Raw genomic sequence first — 18,228 nt, forward strand, 5'->3', positions numbered from 1 at the left:
CTCACTCGTCCTCCTGAAGCTCGACCCGGTACTCGATGACGGTGGTCGGTCCGCGCCGCACGATCGGCCGGCCGACCTCCACGACCCTGCCTTCGGCGGTCTGCATACGCCGGGTGATGGAGAGCACCGGGACTCCGGGACCCAGGGCGAGGCCCCTTTTCTCGTCCTCGGTCGGCATCCGCGACACCGCCCACTCGTAGACCTCGGCCACCCGGACGCCGAGCGACTTCAACTGCGCGCGGGTACCGCCCGGCCACGGTTCGTTCGCGGGATCGGCGACGGGGGTGCCTTGCACCATCGACCAGAGCACGTAGCTGGTGGACATCTGCTCCGGCCCATCGGAGTCGTGGAAGACGAAGTGTCGGGCGAGGAGCAACTCGCCGGCCTCGACGCCGAAGTGCTCGGCGAGCTCCGCATCGGCGGGGACGACCTCGAACCGCTTGGAGAGCCGGTAGTCCTCCCATGGTGTGGCGGTGTCCGCGGTGAACGGCGTCGACTGCTCGGCAGAAGGACGGCTGTAGCGGTCCCAGAGCAGTCGATGCGTCCTGCGCTGCGGGGCGACCATGGTCCCCGCCCGCCGGTTGCCCGTCTCGACCAGGCCCTTGTGGCGGAGCACCGCCACCGCGTTGCGGACGGTCGTCAGCGAGGTCCCGTAGTGCTCCTCCATGGCGGCCAGCGACGGCAGGCGGCTGCCGGGCGGGAACTCGCCCGCCTCTATGCGAGCCGCCAGGTCCGCGGCGATCCGCTCGTAGTCCGGCTGGTCAGCAGCATCGTCCCCGGGCTGCTCGTCGCCTGCCGGGTGCTTGGTGTGGGGCACGCCGCTGGGTCCTCTCAAGATCCAAGTTTTTGTGTACTCACAAAGTCTGGCGTATCGGTTGACCACCGCCAAGTCGTTCGCCATTCTGAATACGCAAAGCCCATTTCTGTACTCACAAAAGGGCCTTGGATCAACCATGACCACCGCCAGCAGCACCGCCCGCGCCAGCCGGCCCGCTGCCACGCCCACCTCTGCCCGCACCGCCGCCAGCTCCCCCGAACAGCCCCGGCCCCGCACCACCAGGAGGCGTCATGAACTCCACCCGCACCGCACCGCCGCTCACCGGCGGCCGATGGTCCCTCGCCAACGCCACCGAGGAATCGGTCAGCTCGCTGCGCACCGAGGTGTTCGACCACGTCCGCGCCACCCTCGCCGCCGACGGCCGCCCGCACGGCCCAGACGACCTCTTCGGCATCGAGCTGGTCATCTCCGAGCTCCTCACCAACGCCTTCCGCCACGGCGGCCCCCGGCGCATCGACGTCCTGCTGGCCTTCCCCGACCACGACTTCTGGATCGGCGTCTTCGACACCAACCCCCGCCGCCTGCCCTGCATCGACGGGACCGTGCCGGGCCTGAAGTCCAACGGGCAGGGCATGCGCCTGGTCGACGCCTTCACCGACCGGCGCTGGGGTTCTGCCGCCCTCCCCGACGGCAAGTACGTCGCCGCCCGGTGCACGATCCCCGAAGCGGAGCACACCGCCCGCCCGGCGGCGTCCCACACCCCCGCCACCGACGGCACGGCCTGGCTCCTGCAGGGCCTCCCGCCCGCGGCCCGGGCCAGCGCCGTCCGGCGCTGGAGCGAAGGCAAGACCGTCCCCCTACCCACCGGCACCCACTTCGACGTCGTCACGACCGAGCCGCACCGCGCCAGGAACGCCCTCCAGCTCCTGAACGCCCTCGGCATCAGCCCCGGCCCCGTCCTCCGTGCGAATGCCGCGGTGCACTTCCTCGTCCCTCCCGGTGCCACCTGGCCCACCGGAACTGGTCTTCACCATGCCGCTGGCCAGACCCTGATGGCCCCGCGGCCCGGTACCCCGAACTGGCTTAACACACCCGATGGCACCGGCAGCCTCACCGATGCCGCGCTGCTCGCCGACGTCATCGCCCATACCGTCCACCTGCCCGCACCCGCGCCCGAACCGGCACCCTGACCTGGAGACCGATCATGCCCAGCGGACCCACCCCCACCCCGAGCGGAAAGATCAACTCGCAGGAGTTCCTGCTGAGCGACGGCACCGTCATCAACGCCCCCGGGACCGCCTGCCGGCCGAGGTCTCCATCGGCGACTGGCTGCCCGTCGACAACTGGCCCCACCGGGTGACCAACCTGCTGGCCCGCACCGACAGCGGACGGATCATCCACCTCGACGGACACCGCCCCCTCAGCCACGGCCCCCACAGCCCGGTCAAGAAGTTCACCGGCCGGGGACGACCGCGCCCCGCCGGCACCTGAACCGCCACCAGCCCGGTCGATCCCTCGGACCGGCGCCAACCACGACGCGGCGGTGGCCGGACCTTCCCCGGGTCCGGCCACCGCCGCCTCGTCTCACAACTCCATCCACCCGCACCGCGCCCGCTGCGGCTCCACCAACGACGACCACACCGACGCCGACGGCCCCGACTCCTGCATCTCCCGCAGACTTGCCACCCCGGCCCGCACCGTCAGGAACATCGACTCCACCAGCGGGCTCGACTGCGCCAACGCCTGCAGATCCCGCACCCGCCGCAACTGGGCCTTGGCACCGCCCTCGGCCAGGATGAACAGGATCCGCGGGAACGCCGGGTAGTAGCCCCTCCACACCTGCATCGCCGACTGCACCTGCCCGCCACGCTGCCGCACCGGCGACGGCAGCAACTGGTGGAACCGCGCGTACGCGAGCAGCTTCCCCGCCAACGCCTCCGACGACATCGTCGCCCGGTCGACCTCGATGAACGCCCGGTGCAGCGCCCGCTTCGGCGACACCACCGTGTACCGCATCACCGCGTCCGCGATCAGCGCCTCCGCCCCCTGCTCGGCGACCTTGTGGTAGATCTCCGGCTCCCAGTCCAGGCACCCGTACTCGTCCCCCCGGCGCCGGGCGTCCTTCAGGAACGCCAAGTGGGCATCCAGCACCGCCAGGGTGTGCTCGCTGCGCATCCTCGCCTCGAACGGGCTCTCCGGAGCCGGCGGACTCGACCGGTGCTGGACCTCCTTCAGCTGCGCACCGACCGCACGACCGCGGTCGGTGAGGTACCAGATGGTCTCGCGCCCGCTGAGCGCCGCCCGCTCGACCAGGCCGCCTTCGCGCAGTCCGCGCAGCTGACGGCGGGTCAAGGTGATGTGCAGTTCGGTGGACACCAACTCGTGAAGACGCGAGGTGGTGGCCATGCGGTGCATGTACAGCGCCAGCAGGAGAGATCGTTCACGCAATGGGTGCCCCCGGAAGGTCGACATCGTGCTCCCGGAGCAAACCCCACCGTGCTCACCGGAATACTCACCGGTGCCCCCCGTGGTCGTAACGGCTGGAAATCACCGACCGGTGAGAACGCCGGCTGCCTCTTGCCGCGGCCGGTGAGTTTGCCGGAGGCCGCTCGGTGAGTTCGGCCAAAGGCGCAGGTCGGTGGACGAGCGACGTCTCGCGGGAGCCGGTGAGTTCCGCTTCGGCCCGCAGAGCGCGCCCACCGGTCCGTCCGGCCACTGCTGTGCGTCGGAGGACCTACGTCGGCGCCGCCCGGGCGGCAGCGGACCCGATCCTATGTGGCAGCCTCCGCGCGCCCCGGGCGCGCATCCTTCGAGCGTGGTCGGCCGTTGCTACTCGGGGCCCGCTCAGGCCGGGCCGCCGCCGCGGGGACAGCGGCGAAGGCGCCGACGAGAATCTGCTGCCAGGCCTCCCAGTCCGACCGCGGCCCGGAGCCGACCCGGGGCCGCAGTACCTGGTCGAGGACCACCTGGAGGGTGTGGACGTCGTCGTACACCTGCTGCTGCAGGGCGACCGGAAGGTCCTCCGCGTCCGCCCCGGTCAGCAGGACCGGGCCGCGGAGCCAGTAGGCGGCCGCCAGGTCCCGGCCCCGCCAGACACTGGCCAACGCGGTGGCGAGGATGTTCGGGCCGTGGGCGCCGGCGTCCCCGAGGGTCCACATCCGAGTGCCGCGGCGATAGTTCGCGCCGTTGACGGATCCGCCGACCAGGGTGCGGACGTTCACCAGGCGGTCGCGGCCGGGGAGGAGCTCCTTGCTCACCGACCCGGTGGGCGAGATCAGCAGTGCTGGAAGAACCACGGTTTCCTGCTCCTGGCGGTGTCTGCGGCCAACCGGCCGGCTCGGGAAGGGTTGTCCGTGTCGGGGATCTGCAGCATCAGGCGTCGTTCTTGGCCTCGGCCAGGTACCTGTCCGCGGTGCGGACGCTGACGCCCAGGTCGGCGGCGAGCTCTTCGGCCGTGATGGCCGGCCGTTCGGCCAGCAGCTGCCGGGTCCGTTCGCTGCGCTCGACCTTGTCCGCCCGCGGCGCCCGCGGCGTCGACTCCGGCGTGCCCTTCGGGCGGCCGTATCCGTGGCCGGTCGGGTGCAGCTCGGTCCGGTCGGCGTTCCAGGTGAGCAGCGCCTTGTAGGACCACAGGCGGATGCTGCCGCCCAGGATCACGGTGGGCAGAGGCCCCACCGTCTTCGCGCCGCCGCTTGGCGGCGCGATCATCCGCAGCCACGTGCTCCAGGACGGCCGGCGCTCCTCCGGGAGCGCCGCGTAGGCCTCGTCACGGTCCAAGAGGTCGCCGGCCTCGAGTTCGACGGGCTTGCCGTTCTTGTCCTTCTTGAGGGTCGGGTCCTTGGCGCCCGGGTCGAGGATCTGGGTGTCGCGCGAGATCACCGGGATCTCCTCCTCGAAAGCCTTCTCGCTCTTCTTGGCGGCTTCCTTGGCGGCCTTGGCGTTGCGGGCCACCACGGTCAGCTGTCCCAGGTCGTAGATCCGGCTCTTGGCACCCTCCCGGTGTAGCGGCTTCACCGCGGCGGGGAAGGTCTCCCAGGTCTTGTTGACCCGGTAGCGGTGAACGCTGAGGTTGTAGAGGTCGGCGGCCGCGGTGTCATCCGCGGGGATCTGGCCGGCGGGGATCATCGGCGTCTCCATTCACATTCGGTGTGGGCCGTTCCGGCCCCGTGCCTTAAAAAGAAGTTACCACATTTGATTGGCATTGCAAGGCGTCATGTATGCCCTACGGACGGTCATGCGCTCCTCGGAATGTGGTGCCGGATGCAGGGCCATCAGGCGCTAGGCGGCCTTGAACTGGCTCGATATCGCTTCGATCATTCATGCGCGCCGTCCGTCAGGGCCCGCTGGGTGCTCGGAAAAAAATCCCACATCTGACTTGTGGATAGCGGCATGGCTGCCGCCGGCACGGGGCTGCGGATCGGGCCGGCCGAACCGCTGGTCCCGCCGACCCGATTCGCCCGGCTACTCCGACTGCGCGGCGCGCACCAGGTCGAGCCTGAAGCGGGACAACCCGGGCGCGAGCGGCGGCAGCGGCGAACACAACGGTGACCAGGCCGAGGCGTTGTCATCGGTCAGGAGCGAGGTCCACTCGCAGACGTCGTGCAGCCACACGCCGTCGACGATCGCGAACTCGCTCCCGTCCGCACGCCACAGATGTCCCGTGGTCATCACCTCGCCAAAGGCGTCCAGCACGAGCTCCAGGCCCACGGCGTCGAACGGCACCTGCGGGTCGAAGCCGGTCAGCTCGTCCCAGACCGCGGCGGCGAGGATGGCGCAAGCGGTGCGGGCCGCCCGGTGACCGCCCAGGGCGCCGTCGCTGCGCGCGGCGTCCGCAGCGTCGAGCGCCCAGGCGACCTCCGCGGCGTTGGGCCGCGCGTACGACTGGCCTGCAGGGGAGTGGGGGAGGGGCATCGGAACTCCTAGGAATCGGAACGGGGTGAATGGGCAGAAGGGGCGGCCGCAGCCCGGCCGCCCCGCCAGGTCGACGTCTCGGGCGCGGTGGCGGGCGGCCGAGTCAGGGCCGGATGGGGAAGGCCCCGAACCCGACGCCTTCGACGACGAACACCGACACGGAGCGGGGGATGCCGTCCGAGGCGCGGTAGTGCCGCACCTCCAGGTGGCCGCACACCGTGACGCGGTCGCCGGGGCGCAGCCGGGCGCGGTCCACCTGCTCCACCAGCGGACCGGCCAGGCGGCACATCAGCTGGCCGATGACGGGGGCGAGGCGTCGCCGATGGTCCGCGTCGGGCTCCAGGACCAGACGCCCGACCGCCTCGCCCTCGTCCTCCACCGGCTTCGCCACGTGGACGACGCTCCCGGTCAGGACTAGCGACTCCTCCTGGGGCAGCAGGACCGTCCTGCGCCGCTCCGGCTCCACGGCCGTGCCGTTGGTCGCGGCCCGGGCCCGGGAGCGACCCGCCTGCTGCACCGCGACCCGCAGCGCCTGGCGCACCGGCTCGATCCGGCGGGCCAAGTCGCTGGCGTCCTCGGCCAGGCTGGCCAGGTGGCGGGAGTTGAAACGGCTCGCCAGCGAGGCGAGACGGCCCGCCTCGCCCTCGATCTCCTTCGCGGCCTCTTCGGCGATCCTCCGCGCGCTGCCCCAGAAGCGCCGCCGGTAGAACCCTGCCGGTCCCGGTTCCCGTTCGACGACGGCCAGAGACATTCCCGGCGGCCCGCCCTCGGAGCCGGGCTTGAGGACCAGGTTCAGCAGGCACTCGACCCGCTCGTCGTTCTGCGCCTCGAACGGGTAGTCCCACGTGAGGACCGGCGCGCCGGAGTCGGAGCGCAGGAAGCTGCTCAGCTCGGCCGCGCCCGGCGCGACCGTCTCGCGGTTCAGCGCGTCCAGGTAGAGGGCGATCCGGGCGCACTGCCAGGCCGCATTCCCCTGCGGGGCGGTGGGCATCGCCAGGGCGAACTCCTCCTTGCCCCAGGCGTGGACGACCACGGCCCTGAGGACCAGCAGGGTGGGCGCGTAGGAAGTGATGCGGAGACCGGCGGCGACGGGCTTCTCCGGTGCGGTGAGGGACATGGCTGCTCCTGGGCGGTGATCGAGTGCCGCCGTGGTGCGCCAACACCGAGGCGGGCCAGCCGTGCTGACAAGAACAAGAATACCACATTTGAAGTGCAAATATGGCCGGTCGGGGTGGCTGGACGGATCCCCGCCGCCCCGACCGGCAGCGCCCGCCCTTGCCCGCGCTGCGACGGGGTGCGGGCGGGCTCGACGTCGGAGTCGGACGGTCCCGGCGGGCCGGGAGGGCGGTGGGCCGCCCGTCCCGACCTGCCGGGCCGGTCAGCCCTCCCAGCAGGCCACCAGGGTTCCCGCCGGTGGCGCGGGGGCGGCCGCGGCCTCCGCGACGATCTCCGCCATGCTCACGTCCAGCCGGAACCGATGTCCCGCCAGCTGCTCCGCCAGCAGGTACCGCGCGGCCAGGGCCGGCTGCAGCTGAGCGGCCCGCACCAGTGCCGCACGCGAGGCCAAAATGCAGAAAACACAGGACAATCTGGGCATTCCAGCCGCGTAGGCCGGGTGCGGACGGGTGCCGGCCGCGAAGATCGCCGTCCACACGTCCGCGGCGGACCACGAGTGGATCGGCAGCCAGGTGTCCACCCATCGCAAGGTGTTCGACGCGCCGTGCTGCATCTTGTCCTTGGCCGGGATCTTCTTCGTCGTGATCCCCGCGGCCTTGGCGGCCTCGGTGGCCTTTCGTCGCCGCTGGCACTCCGGGCACGGGCAGGTCCTGGAGCCGTCGTGGGCGAAGGGCGGCAGCTTGCGACGCGCCGCGCTCTCGTCCGCGCGCAGCCCCATCACGTTGAGCACCCGCACCGGGCCGGTGTGTCCGGCGGCCCGCAGTTCGCGGACCAGGCGGGTGATCAGCTTGCGGATCGGGCCGCGCTTGAAGTCCGAGGTGCACCACCGGTTGTCCGCGGACGGCCACATGCCGCGTTCCTCGACCCGTTCGACCAGGCTGGAGCCCTCGCGCCGAACCACCTCGAACCGCAGGCCGTAGTGCGCGGCGTGCTCGGCGGCGAGCTCCCGCACCCCTGGCCACTCGACCATGCCGAGGTCGGCGTGGACCACCACGATGCGGTCCATCACGCCGGCGGCGGTGGCGTGCAGTACGAGTTCGGACAAGGCGGCCTGGCTGTCCTTGCCCCCGCTGACGTTCATGAGGATGACGTCGTACGACGCCAGGTCCGGCACCTCGGGGCGCAGTTCGACCAGGTCGAAGGCGCCCTGCCCGGGGATGGCTCGGCGTGCCACGCTCATCCCTCCTCGATCGGGGCGGACCGTCGGCGGGCGCGAGGGTGGTCTTCGGGCGTCATCGGACAGCCTTTCGGGGCGGGGTGGGAGCGAGTGGCCGGAGGGGCGCCAACCCCTGCCGATAGAAATAAGCATACCACAATTAAATGACGAATGAGGGTGTGACTTAGAAGGCCAGGGTCAATTGCTGCGTTGCCCTGAGCGCGTCCATCACTCGGTCGCGCCAGTGCAGGGCGTAGCGCATGCAGTTGCGGCAGTCCGCGGCCTGGTGCGAGCAGCCAGCCAGGCGTTCTTGGCGGTGACGCGCGCCGGAGGACCAGGCGTAGCTGTCCGCACTGGCCAGGAGATGGCCGTACTTCCGCAGGCCGTCGGCCTTGACCCCGAACCCGTGCAGTTTCAGGGAGCGCCCCGCGAGCGCGGCCAGGATGTGCCCGGTCTCGCGCGTGCCCTGCCGCCTGCACACCGAGCCCACACCCACGAGCGGCAGCGCCGCGAGGTCGACGCCGGCCGCCTCGTACTTCTCGCAGTGCGCTAGGTAGTCCTCCACCCTCTGCCCCTGGAGCACCGGCAGCCACGGCGCGTGCTCGAACTCCCGTGTCAGGTACAGGTACGAGTCGACCGTGAACTCCTGGTGCCTCTCCAGGGTCCAGCCGGTGCGGGCGATGATCTGGGGCTCCGTCATGAAGTCCTGGACGGAGACGAAATCCGGCGGGGCGCCGAACCGGTCCATGATCCTGTACACCATCCCGCCCCAGGCGTCCGAGTCCAGCAGGTAGTCCCCGTGCTTGCCCACCTGCGAGAACCCGCCGCTGTCGAGGGCATAGCGGCTTCGGGCGACCGGTGAACGCTCTCCCCTCAAGCGGTAGTTCATCAGGGCGTTGGCCGACAGCATCAGCGGTACGGAGCTGCGCGGGGCCCAGCTCGGCGGGACGCCGAGGTAGAACGTCGTCTCCCGCGCTGGCGGTTCGGTCAGGTTCGCCATCGTGTCTCCTCTCAACGGGTCGGTGCTGATCAATGCCAGGTTGCTGGGCGAGTAGGGGAAGGCCGGGATGGTGCGGCCGGCGAAGTCGGGGGAGCTGGGCACGGTGGTCTCCGGTCGGGTGCGCGGGCGCTGGGCGGGGCGGGTGGAGGGCCGCTCGGGCGCGGCCCTCCACCCGGGGATCATCGGTTCCGGCGGGGGCTGGGGGCTTCGGCGTGCGGGGTCGGGTCGGTGGGCACGTAGCCGTGGCCTCCGCAGGTGTTGCAGGCGGAGACCTGCGCGTGCTGCGTGATCACGCCGGTCCAGTAGCCGACCTCCTCCTGCCAGGCGACCAGCGCCCTCTCGTAGTTCTCGCCCGTGACCGCATCCGGGATGGTGAGATTCAGGTGGATGCGGGCCGTGACCTCCTCGCTCACGGGGCGGCGCAGCTTGCGCCCGGTCGTGGGGCTGTGGGTCTGCTCCCGGGTGAGCGGCCGCTCGAAGGGAAGCGTGAGGACGACCCGCACCGGGCCGGAGTCGTTGTACCAGTGGACGTCGGTGACGTTGGGGAGCTTGCGGACGGCCTTCGCCACGGCATTCCGCAGGCCGGTGAGCTTCCCGGGCAGCCACCAGCGGAACTCGGGGTGGTGGGCCAGGGCCTGGGGCAGGTTGACGATCCAGCGGTCGTCGCCGTCGACCGGCGGGGCCTGGCCCTCCAGGACGCGCCACGGGCCGCCGGGCAGGGTCTCCGACTCGCGCGGTCGCTCCTCCGTCACCGGCTCGTAGAGGTCGTCGGCGGCGTCGCGGTACTTGGTGCGCAGCTCGTACCACTGCTCGGGCAGCAGGCTGGCGGGGAACGCCTGCGACTCGGTGGCGGGGTCGTGGAGCCGGTAGGCGGTGACCGTCGGGGCGGGCGTCCAGCTCGCGGTGAGGGTGCTCGCCCAGACCGGGCAGCGCCACCAGTTGCTCCCCGAGGACAGCCGCTGCATAGGGTGGCCGTCGGCGTGCAGGGCGAAGCCGTCCCGGTAGCTGCTGTTGCGCACCAGGTCGAACGGCACGTAGTAGAAGAACTCGCCGGTGGCCTCGTCGCGGATAGCGAAGCGGTCGGCGGGGGCAAGGGAGAAGGTCATCGGAACCTCGAAGTGGAAGAAGGGAGGGAAGCGGGGCGCTGCCCGGCCCGCACGCGGTGCGCGGGCCGGGCAGGCGTCAGCCGACCTGCTGGGCGGCGCGTCGGCCGGGGAGCTGCACGGCGTGCACGGCTGCGGAGGCGGGCCACTGGCGGGCGTCGGTGTCGCCCATCAGGTGGTGCTCGCCCGCGATCTCGACGACCTGTTGCACCGTCATGCAGTGCCGGGAGTCCGGCGGGCCGACCAGCACCCGGTCGCCCACCTTGAAGTAGGGCTCGCCCAGGCGGCCGCCGAGGTGGGAGAGCATGGTGAGCACCCAGGCGGGGACCTCGTCCGGCATCAGGTCCGAGCGCGTGGCCCCGAACAAGGGCTCACCCTTGTTCAGGAACTGCCACAGCAGCCCGTGCCGGTCGGCGGCCATCTCCAGGGTCATGGAGATGCCGCCGAGTTCGATGGGGGCCTCGACGCTGTACACGCCGGTGCCCGTGTGGACGACGCGGCCGGGGATCTGCGAGAGGTCCAGTGCGAGCCAGAGCCGATCGGCGTCCCGCTGCGACGGGTTCATGGTGTTCCTCCGGGGTCGGGGATCGAGTGGTGGAGGGGCGCCAACCCCTGCCGACAGAAAGAAGCATACCACAGTTAGGTCACTTTTGTGGTCCTGGGGCACCCGGGAAAGCCCACGGATCGAGATCTGGGGCCTTCGGATAGCGCGGATCGGGCTGGACGCCCAGCCGGATCGCCTCCCGCTCCCGCCGCCGGGCCCGCAGCCGGAAGATGTATCGGTGCGCGCCGCGGTGCCGAAGGGTACGCACCCCGGCCTCCGCCAAGGCGCGCCGCAGCCACAGTGTCGGGTCGTCGCCGGCCCGCAGCGGCCGCGCCCCGAACGAGCACAGGATCCGTTCCGCGTACTGGTGGCCCTGCTCCTGCCGCCGCACCTTCTGCACCGCCCGCTCGCTCAGCACTCGGCCGTCGGGCAAGATCTTGAGCGTCCGTGGGGCCGCCCGGCCCGTGTAGAGCGCGTTCGTCGCCTGGTAGATCGTCCCGACGTGCCCCACCGCCACCAGCCGGCCGTCGGCGCCGCGCCGCGGAACCGGGTCCGCGAACGACACCACTCCCCGCACGCCCGCGGCGCGCAGGTCCTCGAAGCACCGGGCCAGAAACCAACTCTCCGAATTCCCCGGGCAATTCGTGTGCAGGACGAACCTTGCCAGTTCGAGCGACTCCGTCACCGGACGCAACTCCGGCAGCGCGTGCGTCAGCACCCGCGGGCCGGCCGGCACGCCGAACACCGCCACCCCCGCCAGCACCCGGCCCCCCTCCGAGACGTCGAACAGGCCAAGGCGCCGCACCGCGACCGGGTACGAGCCCGAGTAGTGGTGCCGTACCACGAACGCCTTAGCTTCCTCCTCCGACACCGCCCCGACGACGTAGCGGCGGGCGTCGAACCCGCCCTCGCTCACGTGCCGCCACGCATGCCGCCGCCCGTCCCACCGCTGGCACCAGGGCGACGACGTCGGGAACTCCCCCAGCTCCAACGGGAGCACGTCCTGTCGGAAGCTCTTCATCGAAGCCACCGACCGACGCCGCACCGGAAGGCGAGCCGACGCATCCACCCGACCGCCGCCCGCCACCGCCGGGGCCGCAGCGGCCTGGCGGCTGGCGCGCCCGGGTTGTGCCACTCGGCGTGCCCCGCCCGCCGGAACTGGAGCACGCCGCCGTTCTCCTGGACCAGGCGCCGCGCCATCCACACCTCGTCGTCCGCGAACAGGGCGACCTCGTTTCCCGGTCCGACGACGCGCCATGCCGTGTGGCCGGAGCGCTCCGAGGGCTCGTAGAACACCGTGGTGCCGTTGACCGTGATGTGCAGCGGGACCCGCGCGCTTGTGCCGCGGCGTTCCACCAGCCCCTTGTGGACGGTCTCCACGTCGACGCTCACGACCAGCGTGTTCCCGTCGACGTAGGTGAAGACGAAGGCGCCGGCCTCCTGCATGGCAGGAGGGGTCAGAGGGCCGTCCGGCTCCTCTCGGGTCGCGGGCCAGAAACGGGCGGTGCGGCGGTACTTCTCGTTCAACCTGGGCGAAACAGCCATGGCTGCTGGCTCCTTGGATGGTCTGGGCCCCGGGCGCATCCTGGCGCGCCCGGGGAGGGGCAGGGGAGAATCAGGCGGAGGGGCTGAGGGGCGCGAAGGCGTTGAAGGAGTGACTGAGTGCGGGCTGGACCGTCCACCCGGCTTCGCGCAGCGCCTGCTGCATCGCCTCGGACTCCTCGGCGGCCTCGGCGGAGCCGACGCCTTCGGGGCCGTGCGCGCCGATGTGCACCGACCAGCTCTCGTTCCCGAGCTGGAAGTCGGATGTGTAGCCCCAGAACGGGGCCCGGTCCCGCCCAGGCCGGTACGGGCTGAAGCCAGCGAGCTGGAGCACCTGGTCCTCGTTTGCGACCTGCGGGGCCGTCGTCTGCCCGCTGCGTTCCGGACCGACCTCGATCCGCACGACCGGCAGGGACTGGTAGGTGTCGATTCTCTCCGGGCGGCAGTGCCAGCCGTCCCGGCGCAGGGACGCGACGACCCGGCGCAGGTGCTCGCGGGCGAGATCCTGCGGCAGGAAGAGGTCGAGGGCGTTCTCCACGCCTCGCGGCTTCCCGATGCCGTGGTGGCGTCCGATCTTGGCGTTGTCGACGGCCTTCAGCAGCGCGGGGGCGTACCGGGGGTCGCTGTCGCAGCACGGGTCGGCCAGGTAGCGCCGGGGGGCGCGGAAGGAGTAGTCGACGGGCCACGGGCCGGGACAGACCGGCTCGTTGCAACAGCCCGAGTAGCCGCGGTCCTCGGTGTGTTCCCGGTCCGTCGAGCCGCAGGCCTCGCAGTGGTCGGGAATCTCTGCCTCGGGTTCGGTAGCGCTGGTCGGCACGGGGAGCTCCTTCGGGTGGATGGGTCGAGTGGCCGGAGGGGCGCCAACCCCGCCGATGAAAATAAGCATACCACAATTAACATTCGAGTGTGGCTGATGCTGTGGGTGCCAGCCCGGGGGCCGGCTGTTCCCGGAAGCCCGGGCGCGGCGGTTCCGCGCCCGGGGCGGGGCGGCTCAGGCGGCGGGCGGCAGGGGGGCGAAGGCGTGAAAGGAGTGGTTGAGTGCGGGTTGGACTGTCCACCCGACCTCGCGCAATGCTTGCTGCATCGCCTCGGACTCCTCGGCGGCCTCGGCGGAGCCGACGCCTTCGGGGCCGTGCGCACCGATGTACACCGACCCGGCCTCGTCGTCGAACAGCTGGCTGGCGATGTAGCCCCAGAACGGAGCCCGGTCGTGCCCGTCCCGGTATGGGCTGAATCCGGCGAGCTGGACCACCCGGTCCGCCTCCGCGAGCAGGGCCGACCGCTTCGGCCTGCTGGGCTCCGGGCCCACCCCGATTCGGACGACCGTCCGGGCTCGGTGGGCGTCGAACCGATCCGGACGGCAGTGCCAGCCGCCCCGGCGCAGGGAAGCGACGATCCGGCGCAGGTCCTCGCGCGTGATGTGCTGCGGCAGGAGCAGATCGAGGGCGTTCTGCACGTCGTGCGGGAAGTCCGCGACCCTGATGCCGTGGTGGCCGATCCCGGCGTCACCGAGGACCTTCGTCAGCGCGGGGCGGTAGCGGGGGTCGCTGGCGCAGCACGGGTGGGGCCGATGGCGGCGGGGCGTGCCCAAGTTGATCAGCCGCGGTCCGGCGCAGACGGATGCGTCGCAGCAGTCCGAGCGGTCGGCCTCGTCGACGTCTTCGAGCCTGGTCGAACCGCACGCTGTGCAGTGGTCGGGGTAGAACGGCTCCGATGCGCTGTTGGTGGGCACGGAATGCTCCTTCGGGTAGGCGGATCGAGTGGCCGAAGGGGCGCCAACCCCTCCGATGAAAATAAGAATACCACAAATGCAGTCTGATTTTGTCCGGTGCTACAGCCTCTCGCCTGCGAGCGCCGCCCGACGGGCCGTCCGGACGGCCGGCGGAACGTACTCGGAGTGCAGCACGCTGATCGGCGGCTCTCCCGCGCGCGGCGGAACCAGCCGCGCGAACTTCACCAGCTCCGGCACCTGCGCCTCGCGGCGGGTGACCCGAAGCGCCACCGCAGCGCCCTCGTTGGAGAGGAAGGGCTGCATCTCCAGGTCGGGCCAGCGGGTCAGGAGATCCCTGCCCACGGCCATGAGCTCCCGGGAGAACACCCGGCCGAGCGGATCGTCGGGGCCCGGGGAGTGGCGGGGGAGCAGGACGGCGGCCGCCGGGTGCCACTGATCGTGCAGCACCCGGTTCCAGCGCGCGGGCAGAAGCGCGGAGACCTCGGCCGCCAGGGCCTGCGCGTCGGTGAGCTCCAGCAGCGCGCAGTCGACCACCGCGGCCACCGCCACGGCGTCCCACGGCCCCGAGAGGGTGATGCTGGCACCCGACGCCGCGCTGCCCAGCGTGACGCCCAGCCGGCCGTCGCACAGCCATCCGGTCGCATGGCCGTACCCGACGAACAGGCCCGGCTCCCCGGGCCGCTGCTCCGGCGCGCCGATCGTCAGGTGCGCGGCCACGTCCGCGGGCGCGGGCCGGACGGTCGGACCGCAAGGGACGGCAGGCGCTTCGCGGACGGCGCGGACCAGCAGCCGCGTGGCGGCGGGCAGCGCTGTCCCGGGGGAGAAGCAGGCGTTGCAGATCCGGCCCCGGGGCGAGGGTGCGAGCACGGCGACCCGCAGGTCGCCCGTGGGGCCGTCCGGACCGAAGCCGGCGACGACCGCGTACCCGCCCGGCAGATCGGTCCGGGTGCGGCGGGCGCCGGTGGCGACGTGGCGGGCCAATGCGTCGGCGAGGGCGGGGGAGAGGGGCTGCGAGGGCGGCATGGCGGTCCTTTGGGTGATCAGGGGTTCAGGGACGGGCGGCGAGTGCGGCGGGACGGCTGGGGAACGGCCCGAGTTCGGTGTCGCGACTCGGGGTGTTCGGCGCCAGCCACCACTGGCGGGTGCCCCGGTTGACGGCGCGATAGGTTCCCCACCACCGCGGGTGCGGCCAGCCACGCCGCGCGCTTGGCGGCCCACTCCTCGGTGCCCACCAGGTCGGCGATCTGGCGCAGCAGCAGCTTGCGCCGCACGTGCGCGAAGCCGAAGCCGTGCCCCGCCTGCGCCCACTCCTGGAATCCGGCGGCGGCGATGTGATCGGTGTAGGCCTCCGCGCGCCAGAACTGGTGCCGGGTGGCGCCGCGGTAGGTGTGCTTCACCACCAGGACCACGCCGTCGACCTCGGTGAACTCGCGGCCCCAGTCGGCCGCCTCCGTCGCGCCGGTGACGGGGTCGGTCCGGCTGAGGTGAATGTTCGTCTGCTGCACGTGGGCCCCTCGTTGCTGGCGGATGGTGGGCCGGGGCCGCCCGGAGGTGGCCCCGGCAGGTGTCAGGCGGTGCGGCTGCGGAGCCCCGACACCACGGTGATCAGCGCGTCCAGGTCCGCGCGCAGGCGGGCGCGGCCGTCGCCGGTCTCGCCGAAGTCGGAGGACTGGAACACGTCCTGGCCGTCGTCGTCGTAGGACTGGTAGAGAACCGCCCACAGGCCGTGGAAGTCCTTCTCGCCGTATCGCATCGACGAGTTGTTGTCGGTGACCCGAATCTCGGGGATGTCGTTGACGCCGGGGTGGGCCAGATTCTCAAGCTCGACGATCACCGCCTGGTAGTCGATGCTGGGCTGCCCGTCGACTCGGTATGGGATCGCGGCCCCGTCGAAGGCGGCTCGGACAATCGTGAAGACTGTTGGGCCCGGCGGCCTGGTCAGATGCTGGCTCGGAGGGGGCGTGGGCATGGATCTCCTTCTGGTCGGATCGAGCGGCCGGGTCGGGCGCCAACCCGAACCGACAAGAAGAAGCATACCACAATTGAATGACGAAGGGTTGCCTGCCTGCCCTGCCGCACCGGCCTGGCGGCTGCCAGGCCGGCACCTGCAGCCTGCCGCCGGCCCGGCGGCTGCTCGCGGGCGGGGACGGTATCGGGGCAACCCCGATACCGTCCCCGCCGGGACGCCGCTGCGCCTACGACGGATCGCGGCGAACGAACCCTTCGTCCTCGGGCCAGGCCACCGCGACGCCGCGCTCGTTGAACCACGCGATCCGCCACTCCTGCGGGCGCGACGGCAGCAGGGCGACCATGCGGGGCGCGCTCTCGAAAAGCCTTTCGAGGTCCAGCAGTTCGCCCAGGCTCAGGTACATCTCCGTGTCAGCCATGCTCGGCGCGGCGACGACGAGTTCGCGGTTCACCTCGTCGAACAGGTCGACCTCCAGCGGGGCCAGGTTCTCCGGCAGCGTGATGTGCCACCCCGTGAAGCCCGGGCACGGGGTGCGGCTGCGTGCCTGGTGCTCCGCGTAGGCGCGCAGAAGCGACGCGGCTACCTGCTCGCGCTCGTCCAGCCCCAGACGCGCGGTCATCGCGGGAACGCTCAGCCGCGTGATCCGGGTGACCGGGCCGCGCGTGGCGGGCAGGCCGGTCGGCGCTGTGCCGACGGGCAGCAGTCGGAAGACCAGCGCGAGGCGGCCGCTGCCGGAGCGCAGCGTGGGGGCCTCCTCGATCCGCGTGCGGACCCAGGGCAGGGCCTCGTCCACCGCGAACTCGCCGACGTAGCGCACCTGCTGCGCCTCGGGGACGAACAGGTGCAGCGTCCGTCCCTCCTCCCGGTGGTTCAGGATGGAGCTGTTCCCGCGGACCATTCGCTGGTCCGTGCCGTTGTCGCCGCCCTCGCCCAGCACCTGTACGTGGGTGCCGGTCCACCCCTCGTACCGGCGGCCGGGGCTCTCGTGGTTGAGGAAGATCATCACGAAGCCTTGTCGGGAAGGGCTGATGCGCCCGCGCGTACGCCCCCCGAACCGCCTGTGCACGGCTTCGCGCGACAGCACGGTTCCCCGGCGGAGGTTCCACGTCATGAGAGCCCCCCGGCGGCCAGGGCCGACGCCGGGCCGGGGGCCGGGTGGTCCCCTCGGGCGCAGCAGGCGAGTTGCAGGGGCTGCGTCGGGGCGGCCGTGTCGATCAGGGCGCGTTGCAGGGCCACGGAGTCCGCGAGGGCCTCCAGCGCGGTGGCGATCCTGCGGACGCCCTCCGTGCGGTCCCAGGGCCCCAGTCCGGCACCGACCCGCCAGCCGACTTCGCCCGCGAGCCGATCGGCCTGCAGCCTGCCGTCCGCCTCCGGGTCGCCCTCGGCCCGCAGGGAGATCCCGAACACCACGATCAGGCCGTGGTAGTGGCCACCGAAGAAATTGGGATCGCGGCGGGCGACGAGTTCCAGGACCGAGACGTACAGCGGCGGCAGGCCGTGTTCGTCCCGGTCGATCCTGATTCGGCGCAGGGGCATGGTTCCTCCATGGAGATGGGCGGATCGAGTGGACGGGCGGGGCGCCAACCCTCGCCAACAAAAAGAACTATACCACAATTGAAGTTCGATTTGTGCGGTGGGTTGGCGCCGGACCCGGCGCCAACCCACCGCCCGCGGTGCCTGTCACCGGTGCCCGAGCCACCTCGCCGTCTCCGCCGCGGCCCTGGCCTCCACTTCCACCAGGGTGGCGGCGGCGACTTCCCAGTCGATGCCGTACCGCGCGAACTCCCGCTCCTGCTCGCGCAGGCCGGCGGCGGCCGCGGCGACCTCGGCCCGCCTGCGCCGCACGGCCTTCAGCTCGACGGCCGCCTGCCAGCGCAGCACCTCCTCGCGCAGCGGCCCGAGGTCGGCCCGCAGCGCCGGGTCGGCGAGCAGCGCGACGACCAGCGGCTCCAGGGTGGCCAGCGCCGTGCGGGCGGAGGCGCTGTCGGCCTTGTCGCTCGGGTGCACCGCCAGACTCAGCCGCTCCCAGCCGGCCGGGGTCTCCCGGTGGGTGAACGTGAGCTCCAGCGGTATCCGGAAGGTCAGCCGGACGCGGGTGTGCACGGTGAGGTGGTCGAGCTGCTCCCGGTGGGCGGGAAGCGCGAGTTCTGCCTGCGCCTTCTTCCAGGGCAGCGTGCGGTGAAGGGTGGGGAACAACGGGGTCTCCAAGGGGTGGGCAGGTGCGTGGGCAGTGCCGGCCGGCGCGGTCGGCGGCGCCGGGGGGGGGGGGGGGGCGGGCGCCCCCCCCCCCCCCCCCCCGGGGGGGCGCCGGGGGCCG

The 18,228-nt window shown here is 71.9% G+C and carries 22 protein-coding genes; 2 read left to right on the top strand and 20 right to left on the bottom strand.

Going from position 1 to position 18,228, the window contains the following annotated elements; all coding sequences use genetic code 11:
• Window position 1 precedes the first annotated feature (1 nt).
• A complete protein-coding gene (locus tag ACIQF6_RS28780) occupies window positions 2-817 on the bottom strand; it encodes a GntR family transcriptional regulator (RefSeq protein WP_400900110.1) in 816 nt (271 codons plus the stop codon).
• Between the two features lie 251 nt (window positions 818-1,068).
• On the opposite strand from ACIQF6_RS28780, the gene ACIQF6_RS28785 reads away from it, so the two are divergent.
• Together ACIQF6_RS28785 and ACIQF6_RS28790 are read left to right on the top strand one after the other, a co-directional pair.
• Window positions 1,069-1,968 (top strand): ATP-binding protein, encoded by a 900-nt coding sequence (locus ACIQF6_RS28785; protein ID WP_400900112.1) that lies wholly within the window; start codon window positions 1,069-1,071, stop codon window positions 1,966-1,968.
• 166 nt (window positions 1,969-2,134) lie between these two features.
• Complete coding sequence (locus ACIQF6_RS28790; protein WP_400900114.1) at window positions 2,135-2,269, top strand: hypothetical protein; 135 nt, start codon at window positions 2,135-2,137, stop codon at window positions 2,267-2,269.
• A 93-nt stretch (window positions 2,270-2,362) separates the two neighbouring features.
• Here ACIQF6_RS28790 and ACIQF6_RS28795 read toward each other — a convergent pair whose 3' ends face one another.
• The 19 genes from ACIQF6_RS28795 to ACIQF6_RS28885 all read right to left on the bottom strand — a co-directional run bounded on the left by ACIQF6_RS28795 (window position 2,363) and on the right by ACIQF6_RS28885 (window position 18,107).
• Window positions 2,363-3,250: a replication-relaxation family protein gene (locus tag ACIQF6_RS28795; RefSeq protein ID WP_400900116.1), complete on the bottom strand. Its 888-nt coding sequence runs from the start codon at window positions 3,248-3,250 to the stop codon at window positions 2,363-2,365.
• A 299-nt stretch (window positions 3,251-3,549) separates the two neighbouring features.
• Window positions 3,550-4,074 carry a hypothetical protein gene (locus ACIQF6_RS28800; protein WP_400900118.1) on the bottom strand — a complete coding sequence of 175 codons (525 nt, stop codon included), beginning with the start codon at window positions 4,072-4,074 and terminating at the stop codon, window positions 3,550-3,552.
• 76 nt (window positions 4,075-4,150) lie between these two features.
• Window positions 4,151-4,903: a helix-turn-helix domain-containing protein gene (locus ACIQF6_RS28805; RefSeq protein ID WP_400900120.1), complete on the bottom strand. Its 753-nt coding sequence runs from the start codon at window positions 4,901-4,903 to the stop codon at window positions 4,151-4,153.
• 336 nt (window positions 4,904-5,239) lie between these two features.
• Window positions 5,240-5,689, bottom strand: a complete 450-nt coding sequence (locus ACIQF6_RS28810) for a hypothetical protein (RefSeq protein ID WP_400900122.1) — start codon at window positions 5,687-5,689, stop codon at window positions 5,240-5,242.
• Between the two features lie 103 nt (window positions 5,690-5,792).
• Window positions 5,793-6,806, bottom strand: a complete 1,014-nt coding sequence (locus ACIQF6_RS28815; RefSeq protein ID WP_400900124.1) for a hypothetical protein — start codon at window positions 6,804-6,806, stop codon at window positions 5,793-5,795.
• Between the two features lie 261 nt (window positions 6,807-7,067).
• The gene (locus ACIQF6_RS28820) at window positions 7,068-8,039 is read right to left on the bottom strand and encodes a phosphoadenosine phosphosulfate reductase family protein (protein WP_400900126.1); all 972 of its coding nucleotides are present in this window, start codon (window positions 8,037-8,039) and stop codon (window positions 7,068-7,070) included.
• Between the two features lie 166 nt (window positions 8,040-8,205).
• The gene (locus tag ACIQF6_RS28825; protein WP_400900128.1) at window positions 8,206-9,123 is read right to left on the bottom strand and encodes a hypothetical protein; all 918 of its coding nucleotides are present in this window, start codon (window positions 9,121-9,123) and stop codon (window positions 8,206-8,208) included.
• A gap of 77 nt (window positions 9,124-9,200) precedes the next feature.
• Window positions 9,201-10,127 (bottom strand): hypothetical protein, encoded by a 927-nt coding sequence (locus ACIQF6_RS28830; protein WP_400900130.1) that lies wholly within the window; start codon window positions 10,125-10,127, stop codon window positions 9,201-9,203.
• A gap of 76 nt (window positions 10,128-10,203) precedes the next feature.
• Window positions 10,204-10,689, bottom strand: coding sequence for a hypothetical protein (locus ACIQF6_RS28835; protein ID WP_400900132.1), 486 nt, complete (start codon window positions 10,687-10,689; stop codon window positions 10,204-10,206).
• A 79-nt stretch (window positions 10,690-10,768) separates the two neighbouring features.
• Window positions 10,769-11,689 (bottom strand): hypothetical protein, encoded by a 921-nt coding sequence (locus ACIQF6_RS28840; RefSeq protein WP_400900134.1) that lies wholly within the window; start codon window positions 11,687-11,689, stop codon window positions 10,769-10,771.
• The gene (locus ACIQF6_RS28845; protein WP_400900136.1) at window positions 11,686-12,213 is read right to left on the bottom strand and encodes a hypothetical protein; all 528 of its coding nucleotides are present in this window, start codon (window positions 12,211-12,213) and stop codon (window positions 11,686-11,688) included. Before ACIQF6_RS28845 ends, ACIQF6_RS28840 begins: the two co-directional genes overlap by 4 nt.
• Before the next feature lie 70 nt (window positions 12,214-12,283).
• Window positions 12,284-13,027, bottom strand: coding sequence for a hypothetical protein (locus ACIQF6_RS28850; protein ID WP_400900138.1), 744 nt, complete (start codon window positions 13,025-13,027; stop codon window positions 12,284-12,286).
• A gap of 174 nt (window positions 13,028-13,201) precedes the next feature.
• Window positions 13,202-13,942 (bottom strand): hypothetical protein, encoded by a 741-nt coding sequence (locus ACIQF6_RS28855; protein WP_400900140.1) that lies wholly within the window; start codon window positions 13,940-13,942, stop codon window positions 13,202-13,204.
• Between the two features lie 99 nt (window positions 13,943-14,041).
• Window positions 14,042-14,965 carry a hypothetical protein gene (locus ACIQF6_RS28860; protein ID WP_400900142.1) on the bottom strand — a complete coding sequence of 308 codons (924 nt, stop codon included), beginning with the start codon at window positions 14,963-14,965 and terminating at the stop codon, window positions 14,042-14,044.
• 17 nt (window positions 14,966-14,982) lie between these two features.
• Window positions 14,983-15,447, bottom strand: a complete 465-nt coding sequence (locus ACIQF6_RS28865; protein WP_400900144.1) for a hypothetical protein — start codon at window positions 15,445-15,447, stop codon at window positions 14,983-14,985.
• 62 nt (window positions 15,448-15,509) lie between these two features.
• Window positions 15,510-15,911: a hypothetical protein gene (locus ACIQF6_RS28870; RefSeq protein ID WP_400900146.1), complete on the bottom strand. Its 402-nt coding sequence runs from the start codon at window positions 15,909-15,911 to the stop codon at window positions 15,510-15,512.
• A 226-nt stretch (window positions 15,912-16,137) separates the two neighbouring features.
• Window positions 16,138-16,914: a hypothetical protein gene (locus ACIQF6_RS28875; protein WP_400900148.1), complete on the bottom strand. Its 777-nt coding sequence runs from the start codon at window positions 16,912-16,914 to the stop codon at window positions 16,138-16,140.
• A 104-nt stretch (window positions 16,915-17,018) separates the two neighbouring features.
• The gene (locus tag ACIQF6_RS28880) at window positions 17,019-17,447 is read right to left on the bottom strand and encodes a hypothetical protein (RefSeq protein WP_400900150.1); all 429 of its coding nucleotides are present in this window, start codon (window positions 17,445-17,447) and stop codon (window positions 17,019-17,021) included.
• Between the two features lie 144 nt (window positions 17,448-17,591).
• Complete coding sequence (locus tag ACIQF6_RS28885; RefSeq protein WP_400900152.1) at window positions 17,592-18,107, bottom strand: hypothetical protein; 516 nt, start codon at window positions 18,105-18,107, stop codon at window positions 17,592-17,594.
• Window positions 18,108-18,228 lie beyond the last annotated feature (121 nt).

This window comes from Kitasatospora sp. NPDC092948 (assembly GCF_044754805.1).
In the GTDB taxonomy this organism is placed as follows: Bacteria; Actinomycetota; Actinomycetes; order Streptomycetales; family Streptomycetaceae; genus Kitasatospora.